This window comes from Pseudomonas sp. F220 (assembly GCF_057813935.1).
The window spans coordinates 77313-95561 of record NZ_JBVASJ010000017.1 but is presented as its reverse complement, the minus strand read 5'-3'; the positions used below and the strand labels follow the sequence as shown (position 1 = coordinate 95561).

The window sequence follows — 18249 nt, the reverse complement described above, 5'->3', positions numbered from 1 at the left end:
GCGAGCCATTGGCTTACTGGCTAGACCAACCGCTCGGCCTGGTGGCGCAATTTGCGGAATAGATGAGGTGTTTCGCCGTAACACTTGCGGAACTGCTGGATGAAGTGAGAAGCGTCTGAAAATCCGGTGGCGTAGGCGATCTGCGTAACATGCAGGCTTGTGTCGCTGAGCAACTTGCGCGCCTGCTGCAAACGCAATTTTCGCCAATACTGCGCAGGAGGCTGATTGGCATTGAGCATGAACGCGCGATGCAACTGGCGCTCGCTGCTACCCAGGCTGGCAGCGAGGTCCTTGAGTGTGCAGTGACTGTCGAGATGGACCTTCATATAGTCGACGGCGCGCTGCACCAACAGATCCTGATAGACATGAGGCACGCCAATTTCGTCGCTGCGCTCGATCTCCTCATCGTCAACCAACAGGTACTCCAGCCCTTTTTGGGCTCGGCGTTTGCCGCAGTGACGGCTGATAATCTCCGCTGCCAGTTCAAAGGCGGTTCCGCCTGGGCAAGTAAACAAACCATTGTCTTCGACATAACTCTTATCGACGACAATCTGGGTGTCAGGGAACATCGCTGCAAACTCATTGCGCACCGTGAAGTGCACCGCACAGCGCCGCCCCTTGAGCAGACCGGCAATGCCAAGGGTGAAGTAGGAAGCACAGAGCGCGATAATCGGAACCTTTCGCGCATGCATGTGGAGGATGTAGGTAAGCAGTTCCGGCGCTGGACTGAGCACCCCCGAAAGCAGGCCGCCCGCCAGTACCACGTAGTCGTAGTTGGCCTCGGGGTCGAGGCTTCTGGTCGGTGCTATCGGCAGCCCGCAGCTAGCCGTCACGGGTTCGCCACTCACGCTTAACCAGTCCCACTGACAGAAAATCTGTCGACTGTCGAAGGAGCGGTCTGCGGCGAAGCGCAGTGAGTCGACGAAGCCGGCAACCGGTGTCAGGGTGAATTGTTCGAAGAGCACGAACGCAACCCGCAGATCAGGTTTGGGGGTCGTCTGCGCAAGGGCGTCATCTGGGGTTTCGAAACTGCTCTGAGTCTTCACGCTATTTATTCCAGAAGCACCCGGAGCATGCCAGCAGGCTGCTGATTAATGGTCTATTCGGACAACCTGTGATGGCGGTAGCGAGTGGGATGCATCACTTACCCGGTTCCGACAAGGGCCGCTGCCCTGCCCGTGTCAACGGGATCGTACCCTGCGCGCGCGAAGAGCTGCAACTGCTGCTCGAGCTGGTTCTCCCCACCTGAGAATCCATGAATCGAAGCTGTTCTTCCTTGTCTCTTGCTATCCCTTGACGCACACCACCTGGCGCAGCGTATGGAGCACCTCCACCAGTTCGCGCTGGGCGTGCATGACCTGATCGATGTCCTTGTAGGCCATCGGGATTTCGTCGATGACCGCTACGTCCTTGCGGCACTCGACATGGGCGGTTGCGCGGATCTGGTCTTCGACGGTGAAGCGTTTTTTCGCCTGGGTACGGCTCATGGTACGGCCGGCGCCATGACTGCAGGAGCAGAACGATTCCTCGTTCCCCAGCCCACGGACGATGAAGCTCTTGGCGCCCATGGAGCCGGGGATGATGCCCAACTCGCCCTTCTTCGCTGACAGCGCACCCTTGCGGGTCACCAGGATTTCCTCACCGAAATGTCGCTCTTTCTGCACATAGTTGTGATGACAGTTCACCACCTGCAGTGCGGCCTCGAACGGTTTTCCGATCACCTGACGCACCGCAAGAATCACCGACTGCATCATCAGTGCACGGTTCTGCCGGGCAAAGTCCTGGGCCCAGCCGACGGCTTCGACGTAGTCCGCAAAATGTCGACTACCTTCTACAAAGTAGGCCAGGTCACGGTCCGGCAAGTTGGCGATATGCTGACGCATGTCGGTTTTGGCCAGTTCGATGAATTGATTGCCGATGGCGTTCCCCACGCCGCGCGAGCCGCTGTGCAGCATGAACCAGACCCGATTCGCTTCGTCCAGGCAAACCTCGATGAAGTGATTGCCAGTTCCCAGCGTTCCCAGGTGCTTGCGGTTGTTGGTGTTCGCAAGCTTCGGGTATTTGTCGGTGATGGCCTTGAACCGGGTATCCAGTGCCGACCACGCTTTATCGACCTGGCGCGGCACGTTATCCCAGGCGCCCTTGTCCTGCGCGGCACGCCCGGAGGTGCGGCCATGGGGCACGGCCTTCTCGATCGCACAGCGCAGGCCGTGCAGGTTGTTCGGCAGGTCGGTGACTGTCAGCGAGGTGCAGGCAGCGATCATCCCGCAGCCGATGTCCACTCCGACCGCTGCCGGAATGATCGCGCCCACGGTGGGAATCACGCTGCCAATGGTCGATCCCTTACCCAGGTGAACGTCTGGCATAACAGCCAGATGCTTGAAGATGAACGGCATCTTTGCGGTGTTCATCAACTGCTGTCTGGCGTCTGCTTCAACCGGAACGCCTTGGGTCCAGAGCTTGATCGGCTTGCCGTGGGCGACTTCCAGTAATTGATAGCTGTGTTGTTGCATGACTCGGTTCTTTCCTGATGGCCGTCCGCGCGGGATGCTTCGGATGGCGGCAACGGCGGGTGAAACATGCACCGTGTTCTACAAGTTTAGCGAGCCGATGACAGCGCCGGGGTAAGCCCAAATGAAGGTAAGTTAAGTCGTTATGCGAACCGTAGCAGCTGCCGAAGGCTGCGTTCGAGCCGGGGTCGCGTCCGACCGTAGCGCTCGCAAAATGGCAAACGTCGTCCTTTCAGGAAGATCGCATATCGCCTATTTGCGACCGCTTCGCGGCCGGACGCAGCCTTCGGCAGCTGCTACGTGGGGAATGCGTTGAACCTGAAACTCCTTAACTTATCGGCATTGGGGCAAGCCCATCGTTGAATTGATGGGGCCGAATGAGTGTCCGGTTTCATTAGAACACTACATTTCGCAAGCCAGCATCCGTTGCATGAACTCCCAGGAAGGCAACGGCGTGGATGCCGAAGTACTGGTGTTCGATTTGCAGCTTCATGAGCTGCCGCAAATGCCCTGACCGTGATTGGCCCAGGGGCCTCATGAAGCTCCTGGTTTATCGATAACCCCGTGCCTGCAAGTCAAACAACTGCGCATAACGCCCGCCAGCCGCTACCAGGCTGTCGTGATCGCCCCGCTCCAGGATCGCGCCCTGGTCCAGCACGATGATGTGATCCGCATTGCGCACGCTGGAGAACCGGTGAGAAATCAGCAAGGTCATGCGGCCTTGGGTGTGCTGGCTGAAATGCTCAAATACCGCGGCTTCCGCCGCTGGGTCAAGCGCCGAGGTCGGCTCATCCAGAATCAGGATATCGGCGTTGCGGCGCATGTAGGCACGGGACAAGGCGATCTTCTGCCATTGCCCGCCAGACAGTTCCTGCCCACCGGCAAACCATCGTCCCAATTGAGTGGCATACCCCCGATCCAGATGTTCGATGAAGGGTGCGGCCATGCCCTCGGCGGCAGCTTCATGCCAGCGCTTTTCATCGTCAAAGGCCAAAGTGTCGCCCACACCGATGTTCTCGCCCACGGAGAACTGATAGCGAATGTAATCCTGGAAGATGACGCCGATGCGCCGACGCAGCGCATCCTCTTCCCACCCCTGCAAATCGCTGCCGTCCAGCAGAATGCGACCCTGATCGGGGCGATACAAACGGGTCAGCAACTTGATGAGTGTGGTCTTGCCCGAACCGTTCTCACCCACCAGTGCCACACTGCGACCCGGTACAAGGTGCAGGTTGATGCCCTCCAGAGCGGCTCGACTCGCCCCCGGATAGCGGAAACCTACATTCTCGAAACGCACCCCATCACCGGGCACGCTACCCACGGTCAGGCTACCGGTATCCACCACCACCGGTTCGGCCAGGTACTCATAAAGGCTCGACAGGTAAAGCCCGTCTTCATACAGACCGCTGATGGCGCTCAGGCTGCTGCTTACAGCAATCTGCCCCTGCTTGAACAGCACCAGGTACATGGTCATCTGCCCTAGGCTGATGTTGCCATGGACGGTATCGACCACCACCCAGGCATAGGCCAGATAAAACGCTCCCGTACCCAGCAGCCCGAGCACAAATCCCCAGCCATCCCGGCGCAGGGTCAGGCGCCGGTCTTCGGCGTAGAGACGAGCGAACGTGTCTCTGTAGCGCTTCAACAGCAGCGGCGCAAAACCGAACAACTTGACCTCTTTGATGTAGCCCTCGTGGGAGAGCAGTGTCTCGATGTAATTCTGCTGGCGACTCTCCGGCGCGCGACGGGTGAAGAGACGAAAAGCATCGCCGGAGAAATGTGCCTCGGCGAAAAACACCGGTAACGCACCGACCACCAGCAGCACGAGCGCCCAGGGCGAAAAATGCACCAGCAACAAGCCAAAGCTGATCAGCACTATCAGGTTCTGGATCAGCCCCAGCGACTTGATCACCAGCGCCAATGGTCGGGTCGAGGCTTCGCGCCGCACCCGGACCAACTTGTCGTAAAACTCAGAGTTCTCAAACTGCACCAAGGACAAGGTCTGAGCCTTCTCCAGAATCATGGTGTTGACCTTCTGCCCCAACTGCACCCGCAACAACGACTGCTGGACCGAGAGCGCGCGCTGGGTCCCGGACAGTAACGCGAGCACACCGGCTTCAAACAGCACATACCGCACAGCGGGCCACAACGGTGCGCTGCCCTGCTGGGCGTGCAACTGCATGGCGGTCACCACCGCGTCGACGATGCGCTGCCCCAACCACGCCGCCAACGCCGGAAGCACACCGGCAATCAGCGTTGCCAGCACCAGCCCCAGAAACAGCCCGCGTGACGTTCCCCAGACCAGCAACAAGGCACGCCTCGCCTGGTCGAGCAACGAGGCGAAACGGTTAAGAACAGGCATAGGACGATGAACTCGGCGGAGGATGGGAGATGGGTGTGTCGGGTTCGTTAATCATGACAATGCGCCATGGTACTTCAGCTCGACAGCGGGCTGTGCAGGCTGCATGTGCTGGATCAGCCTCAATGAGCACACTAGCGCGTGAGTGCTTAAGTGGGGCGATAAGTCCCACCTATTCCATAGAAAAAAAATCTAAAAAAATACAACCACCCGCCGCGTTTTAGCGCTTAGCTACTTGGGGTCAACGCCCATCGGAATTCGAGGACAAACCGAACCTCCAGCCGACATCCACCATTGCCGGGAGCAGAACATGAAAATCAATCCCTACCTGATCTTCAATGGCGATTGCCAAGCCGCCTTCACCTTCTACGCCCAATGCCTGCCAGGCAAGATCGAACTCATGATGACCTTTGGCGAAAGCCCGGCTCGCGAGCATGTTCCAGCAAACAGTCACAACCTGATCATGCATACCCGCCTGCTGGTCGGCGATCAGGCAATCATGGGCTCGGACACCACACCCGACCGCCCCACTAACGGCATGAGCGGTTGTTCGGTCTCGCTGAATGTCGACAGCGTTGCCGAGGCAGAACGCGTCTTCGCAGCGCTAGCGGACAAAGGCAGCATTCAAATGCCGCTGGAAGCCACCTTCTGGGCGGCGCGTTTCGGAATGCTGGTTGATCGCTTCGGGGTGTCGTGGATGATCAATTGTGAAAAGGATCAGTGAACCTGGTTTCAGCCATTCGATAAGGGGTAAAGGTGGGGCAGCTTATTCCATTTAACAAAGACCCGAAGACCTATACGCGACTGCACACCCCATCCTGGCAGTCTGTCCGGGGTACCGTTGTGCAGGTGGCTTTGTACGGTGACATCAAGCGAAATGTAACCGGCCATGACAGAGCGAAGACTGCTCATGGCCAACACTGTGAATGAGCGGTATTAAAAACCACACCAGCCCTGTGTCGGCACCCAGGCCTAGCCGTCCCAGACCTCAGCATTTTTTGCCATGATGCAGGCGAATGGGGTGAACGATGGAGATCGACTGACTGATGGTTTCGCTGCGCATGCTGGATCAACCCAAGGCGTGGAGGCGGTTATCCAAGCCGGGGGCAGGTCCGTACCGCACACTTAATAAAGTGTGCGGGTCATTATAAAAAATCGGGATGTGCAATGTTCGCTGGAACACACACGTTCCCACATAGAGCTACGGGAGTCCTAGGCAGGCGTGATGTACGTGACCACCCACCGCAAAAACGCCTTCACCTTGGGCACTTCCCCCGCATGCTCGGCATGGGCGATGAAGTGTGCGCCGGCGCTGGGCATGGCGTAATCCCAGGGAATGACCAGGCTGCCCCGGGTCAGTTCGTCGCTCACCATGTACCGGGGCACCAGCGCCACGCCGTACCCCGACTGGGCGGCGCGAATGCACATGTAAAACGTGTCGAAACGTGGGCCGTGGTAGCTGTTTTGCGAATGCAGACCCTGTTCCAGAAGCCATGCATGCCAGGCCTCAGGGCGGGAGGTGCATTGCAGCAAGATGTGTTCGGAGGGGGCGACTTCGGTGCTGGCGACGAACCCCGGGGCGCAGACCGGCACCACATCTTCACTGAACAATTCAATGCAGGTCGCACCCGGCCAGGAGCCCTGGCCGTAGAAAAACGCGATATCAGCCTTGGCCTGCAACACGTCGAAAGGCTCCAGATCGGTGCGCACGTCCAAGTGAATGTGCGGGTGCAGCGCTGCGAAGTCCTTGAGCTTGGGCACCAGCCAGCGGTCGCCGAAGGTCGGCTGGGTGGCGATGCGCAGGACTTCGGTTTCGCCGCCGTAGCTGAGGATGTAGCGGCTGGAGATGTCCACCTGGTTGAGGATTTTGTGCACTTCGGCCAGGTACAAGGCGCCGGCCGGTGACAGGTGCAGGCGCTGGCGCACTCGCTCGAAGAGGTTGTGGCAGAGCATTTCCTCCAGCTGCGCCACCTGCTTGCTGACGGCGCTTTGGGTCAGGTGCAACTCTTGGGCGGCGCGGGTGAAACTGAGGTGGCGAGCGGCCGCTTCGAAGCACTGCAGGGCGGTCATCGACGGCGTTAAACGTTTTGTAAACACGAGGCCACCTAAAGGGGAGCGGATGCGGTGCCAGGGGCAGTTCATTCCAAATCGGAAGGAGCGCTTGCCGAAAGGTCGTTTGTTGGACGGCTAAAAAACCACTAAAACTGACCGGCATCAAGGATTTCGTCCACTATCGGGCGCGTGCGAGCGCGCGACATGTGCGTCGAATAACAAGAAACACTAGGGAGTCGTTGGCATGAAGAACATGAAATCCACCCTGGCCCTGCTGGCCGCCACCGCCCTGTTGGGTGTGACCGTTACCGCTCAAGCGGGGGCGACGCTGGATGCCATTACCAAAAAGGGCTTTATCCAGTGCGGTGTCAGCGATGGCCTACCGGGGTTCGGCGTGCCGAATGCTCAGGGCAAAATGACCGGGATCGACGTCGATGTTTGCCACGCGGTGGCCGCCGCGCTGTTTGGCGATGCGTCGAAAGTGAAGTTCAGCCAGTTGACCGCCAAAGAGCGCTTCACCGCGTTGCAGTCGGGGGAGATCGACCTGATTTCCCGCAACACCACCTGGACCAGTTCCCGGGACGCCGGCATGGGCCTGGTGTTTACCGGTGTGACCTATTACGACGGGATTGGCTTTCTGGTGAACAGCAAACTGGGGGTGAGCAGCGCCAAGGAACTGGACGGTGCGACCATCTGCATCCAGGCTGGCACCACCACCGAACTCAACGTATCGGATTACTTTCGCGCCAATAACCTCAAATACACCCCCATCACCTTCGACACCGCCGATGAAAGCGCCAAGGGCCTGGAGGCCGGTCGTTGCGATGTGCTGACCACCGACCAGTCGGGCCTTTACGCCCAGCGGATCAAAATGGCCCACCCTGACGAGTTCGTGGTGCTGCCGGAAATCATCTCCAAGGAGCCGCTCGGACCGCTGGTGCGCAAGGGCGACGAGGAGTGGTTCAGCATCGTCAAGTGGACCCTGTTTGCCATGCTCAACGCCGAGGAAATGGGCATCACCTCGCAGAACGTCGAAGAGCAGGCCAAGAGCACCAAGAACCCGGATGTCGCACGGTTGCTGGGTGCCGATGGCGAATACGGCAAGGACTTGAAGCTGCGCAAGGACTGGGTGGTGCAGATAGTCAAACAGGTCGGCAACTACAGCGAAGTGTTTGAGCGCAACATCGGCCAGGGCAGCGTGCTGAAGATCAAGCGCGGCCTCAACGCCTTGTGGAATAACGGCGGGATTCAGTACGCACCGCCGGTGCGCTGAACTGTTGAAATACGATCTGTAAACACAGCCGATCCAGTAATGAAATGGTTACCCCGCCCCACCCTGTGAACGCCCACTAAGCTTTCACAGGGTGCCTATCCGGCTACGAGCTGCCGACTGATATCCTCATGCAATATCCATCAGGTTGCGGGAGTGTCTGGCATGGAGCAGACGCTTTGCTCATCCAAGCCGCAGTGTCTTGGGCCTACAACGGATTTACTGCTCGGCGTATTGAAATGCGCGAAGTAATAGTCCCATCGGCATGGGCGAACGTCGCACGATTTGCTTCATAACCGCCCATGTTTTTTTGGCTTATAGGCCGTCAGAAATCCACCGTACCCGAGAGCAGCAATGTGCGTGGCGCGCCCAGGCCACCGGAGAGTCCGCTGCCATCACCGCCACTCCAGGAGCCTAACCAGTACGCCTTGTTGGCGACGTTCTCGACGGTAGCGCGCAAGGTCACTGGCTTGGTCGCCACCTTGAAGGCATAACGGGTACCGAGGTCGAATGTGGTGTAGGGCGACAGCGACACACGATGATCGTTGGTCGCGTATTGCTTACCCGTATGATTGACGTTACCGGTCAGGGTCAGCCCGGGAACATCGATGAGGTCGTATTCGGTGCCCAGCTTGGCGATCACCTTGGGCACGCCCGTGACTTGTTTACCTTCGGTGCCGCCGCTGACTGCCTTGGTCAGCTCAGCCTGAGTATAGGAAGCCCCGCCCATGAGGCGCAGTTGCGGTTGCAGTTCACCGAAGAACGACCATTCCACGCCACGGTTACGCTGTTCGCCGTATACGCCGAAGATATTCGTCGCAGGATCGGTAAAAGCGCTGGGCTTCTCGATCTGGAACAGGCTAACGGTTGTGGCGAAACTGCCCAGGTCCATTTTGGTACCGACTTCGTATTGCTTGGTCTGGAACGGTTGCATCATTTCGCCGGCGTTCAACGCGGTGGTAGGTGCCGCAGCTCCTTGACTCAAACCTTCGATGTAGTTGGCGTAGACCGCGACTTCGTCAGTCACCTTGACTATCAACGCGGTAGCGGGTGAAACCCGGCTTTCGTCATATTTCGATGTCTTGGCGCCCGTAGCCCCGTAGTTAGTGCTTTGCACGTTTTGGCGGCGAGCCCCCACCGTCCACTGCACACGCCCCTCGGCAAAGGACAGGGTATCGGCAATGGCGTAACTGCCTAACTCGGCCTTGGTTTGCGACGTGGTAACGCCAAAGCCGTTAAAGGTCGGAGGGGGTCCGAACTGCAGATTGTTATAGTTGGTGGTACCGGGAATCGCGGACCTGCCATCCTTGAAGCTGTTGTCCGAAGTGAAGCGGGTCGCGGCTACCGTCCAGGCATGATCCACCGGCCCCGTCTGGAAGTAGCCCTTCAGGCCGACCTCACCCGATTTTTGCGTGCCATCCCTGATTGAGCGAATCGCCGTGGCACTGATGTCACCGGCGTTATTGAGCAGCGTGTCCATGGTCATCACGGCGTTATAGCCACCGTCGCGCTGCCCCAGGGCCGCATAGGCCGTGATCGAATCCGTCAGGTCGTATTCGCCCCTCACCATCGCGGTTGTCGTGTTGTTGATGGTGTAGGCCCAATCCGGTGCCAGGGAATAATCGCCTTTCTTGGGGCTCGGCAAGTGCGTCACGCCACTGGCAATGGTGCTGATACCGAAGTAGTTGACGCCATCCATGCGCTCACGCTGCTTGTAGATATCGGCCGACAGCCGGGCGCGCTCGCCACGCCAATCCAGTCCGAAGGCGGACAGCGCCATTTTGTGCTGCTGGTCGTCCACCGCCGTATCACCATCACGGTAAACACCGTTGAAGCGCACACCAAACTGCTTCTGATCACCGAAGCGTTGACCCACGTCCGCATGCACGCCGCCCAGGCCACGGGATTCATAGGTGGTGGTCAGACGTGCCAGCGGCTCATCGCCTGCACGCTTGGGCACCAGGTTGATGCTGCCTCCCACGCTGCCGCTGGGTGGCATGCCGTTGAGCAGCGCGGAGGGGCCTTTGAGCACCTCCACACGCTCGGCCAGCTCGGTTGAACCGCGCATGTTCGGCGCCATGCCAACCAGCCCGTTGAAGGTGATGTCATCGGCCGTGCTGTTAAAACCACGAATGAAGAAGGTTTCAAAGTTGCTGCGCTTGCTGGGCACATACACCGAAGGGTCGGTCGCGCCGATCACTGAACCGATATCCTGCGCCTGGCGGTTCTGAATGAACTCGTCCGTGTAACTGATGGTGTTGAACGGCGTTTCCATGAAGTCCTTGTTGCCCAACAGCCCGACGCGGCTGCCGGAGGCGACCTGCCCTCCCGCATAAGCTGGCGGCAGATCCCCGGCGGCGTCCATGCTGCCCTCCACCGTCGTTTCAGACAGTACCAGGCTGCCTTCGCCAGTGCCCGTCCGGGACTGCGTCGACTGTTCAGGAGGTTGCGCAGCGACCACGGCCATGGAGCCACCGGTCAAACCCAGCAACAGCGCCACCTGTACGGCAGTGAATGTGCGATTCAAGGTAAACGAAAAAGGGCGTTGCGCAGCCTGCTGTGAATCAGGGGTGGCGCGATGTTGGCGACAGCGTTCCGACATGCTGAATTCCTTTCGATTCGGAGAGTTGGAATGTATTCACTAGGTTTTCCGAACCAGAACGCGAAACCCTCAATGAAAATGACAATGATTAGCATTTGGGGATTTTTTACAAAAAGGGTCAGTGCCTAAATGGCACCAGCCCTTTGTGCTGCAGTTACGCGTACCGAATCAGCCCTTGTAGCCCTGAACCACCTCGTCAGCCATGCGATTCAGGCAGGTCACGCTGGCGGTACACAGGTACCAGGTCTGGGCATCGACGAAAATCACATGCCCGTTGTTCCAGGCCTTGGTCTTGCGCAACAGCGGGTTATCCAGGCTCTTGATGTCCAGTGCCGGCCGATGCTCCATCACCGCCGTACGGTCGATCACATAGAGGATGTCGGGATCGGCCTGCTGGATAAACTCATTGGAAATCGGCTGGCCATGCAAACCAGCCTCGATGTCCGTGCTGGCCGGTTTCACACCCAGGGTGTCGAAGATGAACCCGTAGCGCGACTTCACGCCATAAGAGGTGAAGGCCCCATTGTTATGCAGCACGATCAGCGCTTTCTCGGGGCGTCCATCGGTGACGCGCCGGGTCTGTTCCACCTTGGCGTCCATTTCCGCGACTTTCTGACGGGCCAATTCCTCCTTGCCGAGGATGCGTCCCAGGGTGGTCAAGTGCTCCTTGGCCGTGGTGATGAGGTTGCCCTGCTTGTTGGTCAGGTCCACATCGTCATAGACGGTCGGAGCGATCTGGCTCAACTCCTGGTAACTTTGTGCCTGTAGCGGAGAGATCAGAATCAGGTCGGGCTTGAGTGCGTGCAACCGTTCAAGATTGGGTTGAATCGTCGACCCCACATCCACGATGTTCGGGTCGTCCCGGTACTTGACGAGAAAGCTGGCAACATAGTCCTTGGCGATGCCCACCACCGGAGCCCCCAGCTGATCGAGTGTATCGAGCTCACTCATATCGAAGGCCACCACGCGCTCGGGGAGCTTGGTGATCAGGGTTGTACCCAGCGGATGCTCAATCTTTACCGGCTCGTAGTGCGCCTGTGCTGCCTGCGTAGCGGGTGGCCGGGCGGCCTCTGCCGACGGTTTATCGCATCCCTGCAGACCCGTTGCCACGGCAACCGCCAGTAGCACCCCACAGATTCTGTTTGCGTTATCAGCGCTCATATCAATTCCCTTGAAGGTGATGGGTTGAAGTAGTTGCAGACGAACCCCTGCTCGCTCTGCAGGATCTCGAAATCCAGTTCGTAGAGATCGCGCAGGCGCGCTTGGGTAACGACCTCCGCGACCGGGCCATGGCAGTGCACCGCACCGTTTTTCATGGCAACGACATGATCGGAATAGTTGGCGGCGAAGTTGATGTCATGCACCACCAGGATCACCGTGCGCCCCTGTTCGTCGCACAAGCGGCGAAGCGCACGCATGATCTGTACGGCATGCTTCATGTCGAGATTGTTGAGCGGCTCGTCCAGCAGCAGGTAGTCCGTCTGCTGAGCAATGGTCATCGCCAGGAAGGCCATCTGCCGCTGTCCGCCGCTGAGCTCGTCGATGTAAGAATGGCGTAGCGCTTGCAGAGACAGAAACTCGATGGCCTCATCGATGGCATGACGATCTTGCGTGGTGAGCGCCCCGCGGCTGTAGGGGAAGCGCCCGAAGGCGACCAGTTCCTCGACTGTCAGGCGCAGGTTGAAATCGGGGGATTGGCGCAAGGTGGCGACGCGCTTGGCATAGTCGCGGATGGGCACATCCGAGATGCTGCGCCCGCCAATCTGGATGTCGCCCTGGGTCGGCGCCAGTAGCCGTGCGATCAACATCAGCAGCGTGGTTTTGCCCGCCCCGTTGGGGCCGATCAGCGAAGTCACCTGCCCTGGCGGGAACTGGACGCTAACGTCGCGAAGGACGTGCTTGTTGCCATAGGCCTTGTGGACGTGACTGAGGGAGATCATGGGGTGCCTCGGGTTCGAACCATCAGCGCGAGGAAATACACGCCACACACCAGATTGATGAGGATGCTGACGGAGGTGTTGTAGTTGAACATCTGCTCGACCAGGTACTGGGCGACGATGAAAATGCCGATGGCGATGGCGCAGCTCATGGGCAGCGTAATCCGGTGCCTGGAGGTTCGGGCAAGCGCATAGGTGATGTTCGCAACGAACACGCCCATGAACGCCGTCGGGCCGACGAGACTGGTGGAGACCGCCACCAGAATCGCAATGAGCGCGAGCTGAAGCCGCACGCTGCGCAGGTAATCGACCCCCAGGGAAATCGCCTGGTCACGCCCCAGGGAAAGTACATCGAGCACCGGCAGGGTTCTCTGCGCGATGAAGCATACCGCCGCCACCAGCACACCCGAATAGAGCACTTGCCCGGGTTGCGCCTTGTTGAAAGAGGCGTAGTTGAAGCCCTGGAAAATCGAGAATTCGCCGGGGCTGATCTTAAGCTGGATAAATTGGGTAAAGGTCGCCATCACCATGCTCAGCACCAGCCCCAGCAGGAGCAGCAGGTACACGTTGTTGCGCCCGTCACGAAACAGCCAACGATGGATGAGCCACGAATAGCCGAGCATCAGCAGGATCGACAGCAGGACGTTACCGTTACGCCCCAGCAGCACCAGGCTCTGGGTGCCCAGCACCAGGATCAGCAGCGCCTGGAACAGCAGATAGATCGCCTCATAACCCATGATCGCCGGCGTCAGTATCCGATTGCCGGCGATGGTCTGGAAAATCACCGAAGAAAAGGCAATGCAGACCCCCGCAATACACATCGCGGCCAAACGGGTGAGTCGCTTGGGAATGACGTAGTCGAAGTCAAAGCCAGACCCCAGCAACAGGAACGCGATCGCCAAGGCCAGGACCAGCACCCAGAGGCCATAGCGGGTAGCCACGCCCTTCATGTGTACTTCCTGATCAGCAACACGAGGAATAGGACACCGCCCACGCTGCCCGCGGTCAGCCCGATAGGCACTTCAAAGGGGTAAATCAGCAGGCGGCCGAGGATGTCGCAGGCCAACAGCAGCGACGCGCCGCACAAGGCGACGATGGGCAATGTTCGCTCCAGGTTCTCGCCGTAGTGCAGCGCCACCAGGTTGGGAATCACCAGCCCGACGAAGGGGATCGCCCCCACGGTAATGACCGTGGCGGAGACGGTGACAGCCACCAGCATCAGCCCCAGCGCCGCGTTGGCCGAATAGCTCAAGCCCAGGCTGGTCGCCATGCCCTCGCCCATGCCGAGCACGGTAAACCGGTGCGCGAATAGATAAGTGAGCACGACGATCGGCAGGATCAGGTAGATGATCTCGTAGTTGCCCTGGACGATCTTGGAGAAGTCACCGAGCAGCCAGCCCTGCATGCTCTGCAAGATGTTGTGGCGGTAGGCGTAGAACTCGGCGATGGCGCTCAGTACGCTGCCGTACATCAGGCCCACGACCGGAACCATCACCGTGTTCTTGAACTTGATGCGGCGGATGATCGCGACGTAGAGCAGGCTCGCGGCAAAGCAGAACGCCAGTGCAAACAGCATCCTGCCGGCTGCGCCAACAGCAGGCGCCACCGTCAGTGAAACCAGAATGCCCAGCTTTGCCGCATCCAGCCCGCCGGAGGTGGCCGGCTCGACGAAGCGGTTACGCACGATCTGCTGCAGGATGACGCCGCAAACGGCCAGCCCCACCCCGGTCAGCACCAATGCCGCCAGACGCGGAAGGCGGCTGGCAGTCAGGGTCAGCCAGGCGTCATCGGAGAACGTGAACAGTGCTGTCCAGGAAACCTCTTTGACCCCCACCATCAACGAAAGACAACAGAGCACGGCAAACAGGATCAATAAAGCTGCACGACTCAAGAACCGTCCTCACTGCCAGACGCCTCGGCAATCCGCCAGCCCTTCGCGGCCCGGCGCTGAGCGAGAAAGTGCGCGTAGAGCCCTGGTTTCGCACTCAACTGCTGATGGGAGCCTTGCTCGCTGATCTGGCCGTTATCGAGCACCAGGATCTGATCGGCCATGGCCACCGTCGACAGCTGGTGCGCAATGACGATCAGCGTACGGGTGCCACGCAAGCGTGCCAGCGCCTCGGCGATGGCGGCCTGATTCTCGGCGTCAAGCGCTGCGGTGGCCTCATCGACCAACAGAATAGGTGCGTCTTTTATCAGCGCACGGGCGATGGAGATCCGCTGGCGCTCACCTCCGGAAAGTCGGGCGCCGCCCTCACCCACGGGTGTATTCAGGCCCTGGGGCAGGCGCTCGATGATTTCCACGACGCCGGCCTGCCTCGCCGCCTCCATCACCTGGGCATCGCTGGCATCGGGTTTGCCGATGCGGATGTTGTCGGCGATGCTGCCCTGGAACAGGTAAGCGTCCTGGAAGATCTGGCTGATCTGACCGGCCAGTTGCTCACTGGACATCTGCCGGACATCCACACCGCCCACCATCACGGCGCCCTGAGTCACGTCGAAGAAACGCGCAATCAGCCGCACCAGGGTGGTCTTGCCCGAGCCGGAAGCACCGACCAGGGCGGTCATGCTGCCCGGCTCGATACGCAGACTGACCTCTTGCAGTACATCGGCCTGGTCCTCGGCGTAGCGGAAGCTCACGTCACGCAGCTCGACGGATCCACCCACCGGCGCTTGTGGCGCCTGCGGCTCCGGCAAGGGCTTGACCGCAAAGATCTCACGCACCGCTTCAAGCTGGCCGCGCGCGCCGCGCAGAACCTCGCTATACCCTGCCACGTCGAGCAGCGGATCGATGAAACGGCTGACCAACAGCAGCGACACGATGACAGCGATGACTGAACTCGCCTCCAGGCTCCCACCCAACTGATCTCCCAGCCACAGCGCGGCGGCCACCAGCAAGGCGGCGAAGCCGGCCTGTACCGCCCAGGCATTGAACACCACCGACATCGCGGATACGTGAATCAGGCGCCTGGCGGACTGCTGCTGCCGCCCGATGGCCTGCTCAAGGAAATGTGTACCGCCGTCCTCGCCGTTGAAGGCACGCAGCACAGATTGAGCCTGGGCGAACTCGACCATACGCTGGCTGGTATGGGCAGCGTTGTGCTGGAAGCTTTGGTCGGCGCGCTGCCCCAGGCGAGCGGTCAGCAGGAAGACACCGAACAGAATCGGCAGCGTCACCAGCGCGATCAGGCCCATTTGCCCGTTCAATACGAACAGTGCGACGAGGATCACCACGGGCGTTACCACGCCACTGATCAAGGGCGTGAAAACGTGGGCAGGAAGCTGGGCCATTTCCATCATGCCCTGGGAAGCAACATGGCTGAGCCGAGCGGTGTTATGCGCAGTGAACCAGCCAACCGGCAGACGCGCAACGTGGTCGCCGAGTCGATGACGGCCCCTCTGGAGAACGGCGATGCCTACACGGATACCGGCCTTCTCCACCCTGCGCCGCAGCGCCCAGCAGACCACCACGCCGATCAACAACACGATCAGCCATTGCCCCGCTGCGCGCACGTCGTTGCCCAGCAGGCTGGTGAGCACCGGCACCAGAGTGATAATCGTCAGCCCGCAGAGCAGGCCATAGAACAGTGTCATCCAGACGTAGCGGCGCAATACCGGCGCGTCTTCACCCAGCAGTTGAATAAAGGTTTTCAGCATGACGATACCGCCTGTTCCTTGGCCTGTTCGTAGCCACCCAGCGCCCACAGTCGGGCGTAGCGGCCTCTGCGTGCGAGCAGATCGTGGTGACGTCCCTGCTCGCAGATCGTGCCGTTGTCGATCAGGATGATCTGGTCGGCGTGCATCACCGTGTCGAGTCGGTGCGCGATCACCATCAAGGTGCGGCCTTGGGCGAATCGCGACAGCGCTTGCTGGAGCTTCACCTCGTTCTCGGCATCGGCTGCCGCCGTGGCTTCATCAAGCACCAGCACCGGCGGGTCCAGCAACACGGCACGGGCAATGCTCACGCGCTGCAACTCGCCGCCCGAGAGCTGCACATCTTCGCCGATGACCGAGTCGTAGCCCCTCGGCAAGGCGAGGATGCGCTCGTGGATGTTCGCGGTGCGTGCTGCGTCTTCGATTTCCTGCTGGCTGGCCGAGGGCCGGCCCAGGGCGATGTTGTCGCGCAGGCTGGCATGGATAAGGCGCACTTCCTGCAGCACGAAGCCGATGCGCCGGTACAACTGCGCGCTCTCGATCTGCCTGAGGTCGACACCGCCCAGGGTAATGCGCCCTTCACTCGGATCAAAGAAGCGCAGCAGCAGGCGAGCCAGGGTTGACTTGCCGGAGCCGGAAGCACCGACAATCGCCGTCACGGTGCCGGGCTTGAGGGTAAAGCTGACGTCCTTGAGCACCGGGTTCCGGCCGTCGTAGCTATAGCCGAGTTGCTCGACACGAATTTCGGCATGTTCAGGCAACTGCGGTGAATCGCCCGCCAAGGTTTCCAGTACTGGCGTTTCCAGCAGCGTATGGACGCGCTGGGCAGCACCGGTGGCATTGTTCAGGTCGTGGGTGATGTAGCTCAACAGCAACAAGGGTGCACAGATACCCGGCGCCACCAACGCGAAGGGCAACACCTCGACCGGCGTCATCCAGCCCAGGCCCACAAACAAGGTGCCAAAAGCCAACACCACCCCGAGTACCGCAACCGGGGTGATCATCGCGTGGGCGTTGGCCATCGCGCTGACCAGTGGCCGGGTGAACTCGGTGAACGCGTCGGCGAAGGCATCGACCGCCTCGCGGTAGCTGCCGTGGGCCTTGCCCTCGACACCGAAGGCCTTGACCACGGGAATACCGTTGACGAACTCCACCACCGCGTTGTTGATGCGCGCCATGCCAGCACCGAACGATTGCATGTTCGCCCCGCTGGCTTTGGTGGCCCTGGAGAAGAACAGGAAAAACAGCGGGAATGGCAGCAGCGAGATGATCGCCATGCGCCAGTCCATGGCGAACAGGTAGAGGATCGAGATAAGAATCGCGCCGATGGTGCGGCCCAGCGTGGTATAGAAATGCGCGGTCAGGCTGTGCAGCGTGCCGATATCATCCTGCATCGCCTGCTTGACCTCGCCCGACGCCCGGCTGGTAAACCAGCCCAGCGGCACCTTGGCCAGCCGCCGGGTAATCGCCAGACGCAAATGGCCGGTGATGTGATTGTCGGCCAGGTGCGCGACCATCTCGCCCGCCGAGATCAACGTCATGCCGAGGAACAGGCAGACCAGGCTGATGATGACGACTCGCCAGACTTGATCCTGCATCTGGACCCAGGCCGTAGCGACCTCGGCCTGGCCCATCGCGAACTGTGCGATATGGGCAATGCCGGCCAGGGGCACCATCGTCAGCATGGTCCCGATGGCGGCCAGTACCGCAGCGACAATCAGTCGGCCGCGTATGGGTCTCAGTACCTGGGATACCGAGCCGGTGGCGGCGGGGTTGGCCGCAGCTGCATCATTAACACTCATGAGCTCTCCTGAATAACCACTGCAGGCAGCCTGAAGGCATGCCTGACTCCCTTTGCGTTCGAG

At 60.0% G+C, this 18249-nt stretch carries 13 protein-coding genes; 2 read left to right on the top strand and 11 right to left on the bottom strand.

The annotated features are described in order from the left end of the window. Positions 1-20: 20 nt before the first annotated feature. The 3 genes from ACZYSM_RS16555 to ACZYSM_RS16545 form a co-directional block, all read right to left on the bottom strand. Entirely contained in the window at positions 21-1046 is a 1026-nt protein-coding gene (locus tag ACZYSM_RS16555) for a GlxA family transcriptional regulator (RefSeq protein WP_489072535.1), read from the bottom strand. 240 nt (positions 1047-1286) lie between these two features. Continuing rightward, positions 1287-2513: an RtcB family protein gene (locus ACZYSM_RS16550; protein ID WP_489072534.1), complete on the bottom strand. Its 1227-nt coding sequence runs from the start codon at positions 2511-2513 to the stop codon at positions 1287-1289. Between the two features lie 547 nt (positions 2514-3060). Further along, positions 3061-4872 (bottom strand): ABC transporter ATP-binding protein, encoded by a 1812-nt coding sequence (locus tag ACZYSM_RS16545; protein ID WP_489072533.1) that lies wholly within the window; start codon positions 4870-4872, stop codon positions 3061-3063. Between the two features lie 307 nt (positions 4873-5179). Between ACZYSM_RS16545 and ACZYSM_RS16540 the strand changes: the two genes are divergently transcribed. Beyond that, positions 5180-5593, top strand: coding sequence for a VOC family protein (locus tag ACZYSM_RS16540; RefSeq protein WP_489072532.1), 414 nt, complete (start codon positions 5180-5182; stop codon positions 5591-5593). A gap of 488 nt (positions 5594-6081) precedes the next feature. On the opposite strand, the gene ACZYSM_RS16535 is transcribed toward ACZYSM_RS16540, so the two are convergent. Then, complete coding sequence (locus ACZYSM_RS16535; RefSeq protein ID WP_489072574.1) at positions 6082-6939, bottom strand: LysR family transcriptional regulator; 858 nt, start codon at positions 6937-6939, stop codon at positions 6082-6084. 226 nt (positions 6940-7165) lie between these two features. Between ACZYSM_RS16535 and ACZYSM_RS16530 the strand changes: the two genes are divergently transcribed. Then, complete coding sequence (locus ACZYSM_RS16530) at positions 7166-8194, top strand: amino acid ABC transporter substrate-binding protein (protein ID WP_489072531.1); 1029 nt, start codon at positions 7166-7168, stop codon at positions 8192-8194. Positions 8195-8516: 322 nt separating this feature from the next. Here the strand turns inward: ACZYSM_RS16530 and ACZYSM_RS16525 are convergent, their stop codons facing one another. The 7 genes from ACZYSM_RS16525 to ACZYSM_RS16495 form a co-directional block, all read right to left on the bottom strand. Beyond that, a complete protein-coding gene (locus ACZYSM_RS16525) occupies positions 8517-10793 on the bottom strand; it encodes a TonB-dependent receptor (RefSeq protein ID WP_489072530.1) in 2277 nt (758 codons plus the stop codon). 168 nt (positions 10794-10961) lie between these two features. After that, on the bottom strand, positions 10962-11954 hold the full coding sequence (locus ACZYSM_RS16520; protein ID WP_489072529.1) for a siderophore ABC transporter substrate-binding protein: 993 nt from the start codon (positions 11952-11954) through the stop codon (positions 10962-10964). Then, complete coding sequence (locus ACZYSM_RS16515; RefSeq protein WP_489072528.1) at positions 11951-12733, bottom strand: iron ABC transporter ATP-binding protein; 783 nt, start codon at positions 12731-12733, stop codon at positions 11951-11953. Before ACZYSM_RS16515 ends, ACZYSM_RS16520 begins: the two co-directional genes overlap by 4 nt. After that, positions 12730-13680, bottom strand: coding sequence for an iron chelate uptake ABC transporter family permease subunit (locus tag ACZYSM_RS16510; protein WP_489072527.1), 951 nt, complete (start codon positions 13678-13680; stop codon positions 12730-12732). The genes ACZYSM_RS16515 and ACZYSM_RS16510 overlap by 4 nt, the downstream gene beginning before the upstream one ends. Further along, the gene (locus ACZYSM_RS16505) at positions 13677-14621 is read right to left on the bottom strand and encodes an ABC transporter permease (RefSeq protein ID WP_489072526.1); all 945 of its coding nucleotides are present in this window, start codon (positions 14619-14621) and stop codon (positions 13677-13679) included. The genes ACZYSM_RS16510 and ACZYSM_RS16505 overlap by 4 nt, the downstream gene beginning before the upstream one ends. Beyond that, entirely contained in the window at positions 14618-16387 is a 1770-nt protein-coding gene (locus ACZYSM_RS16500; RefSeq protein WP_489072525.1) for an ABC transporter ATP-binding protein, read from the bottom strand. Before ACZYSM_RS16500 ends, ACZYSM_RS16505 begins: the two co-directional genes overlap by 4 nt. Further along, positions 16381-18186: an ABC transporter ATP-binding protein gene (locus ACZYSM_RS16495; protein ID WP_489072524.1), complete on the bottom strand. Its 1806-nt coding sequence runs from the start codon at positions 18184-18186 to the stop codon at positions 16381-16383. The genes ACZYSM_RS16500 and ACZYSM_RS16495 overlap by 7 nt, the downstream gene beginning before the upstream one ends. Between the last annotated feature and the right edge of the window lie 63 nt (positions 18187-18249).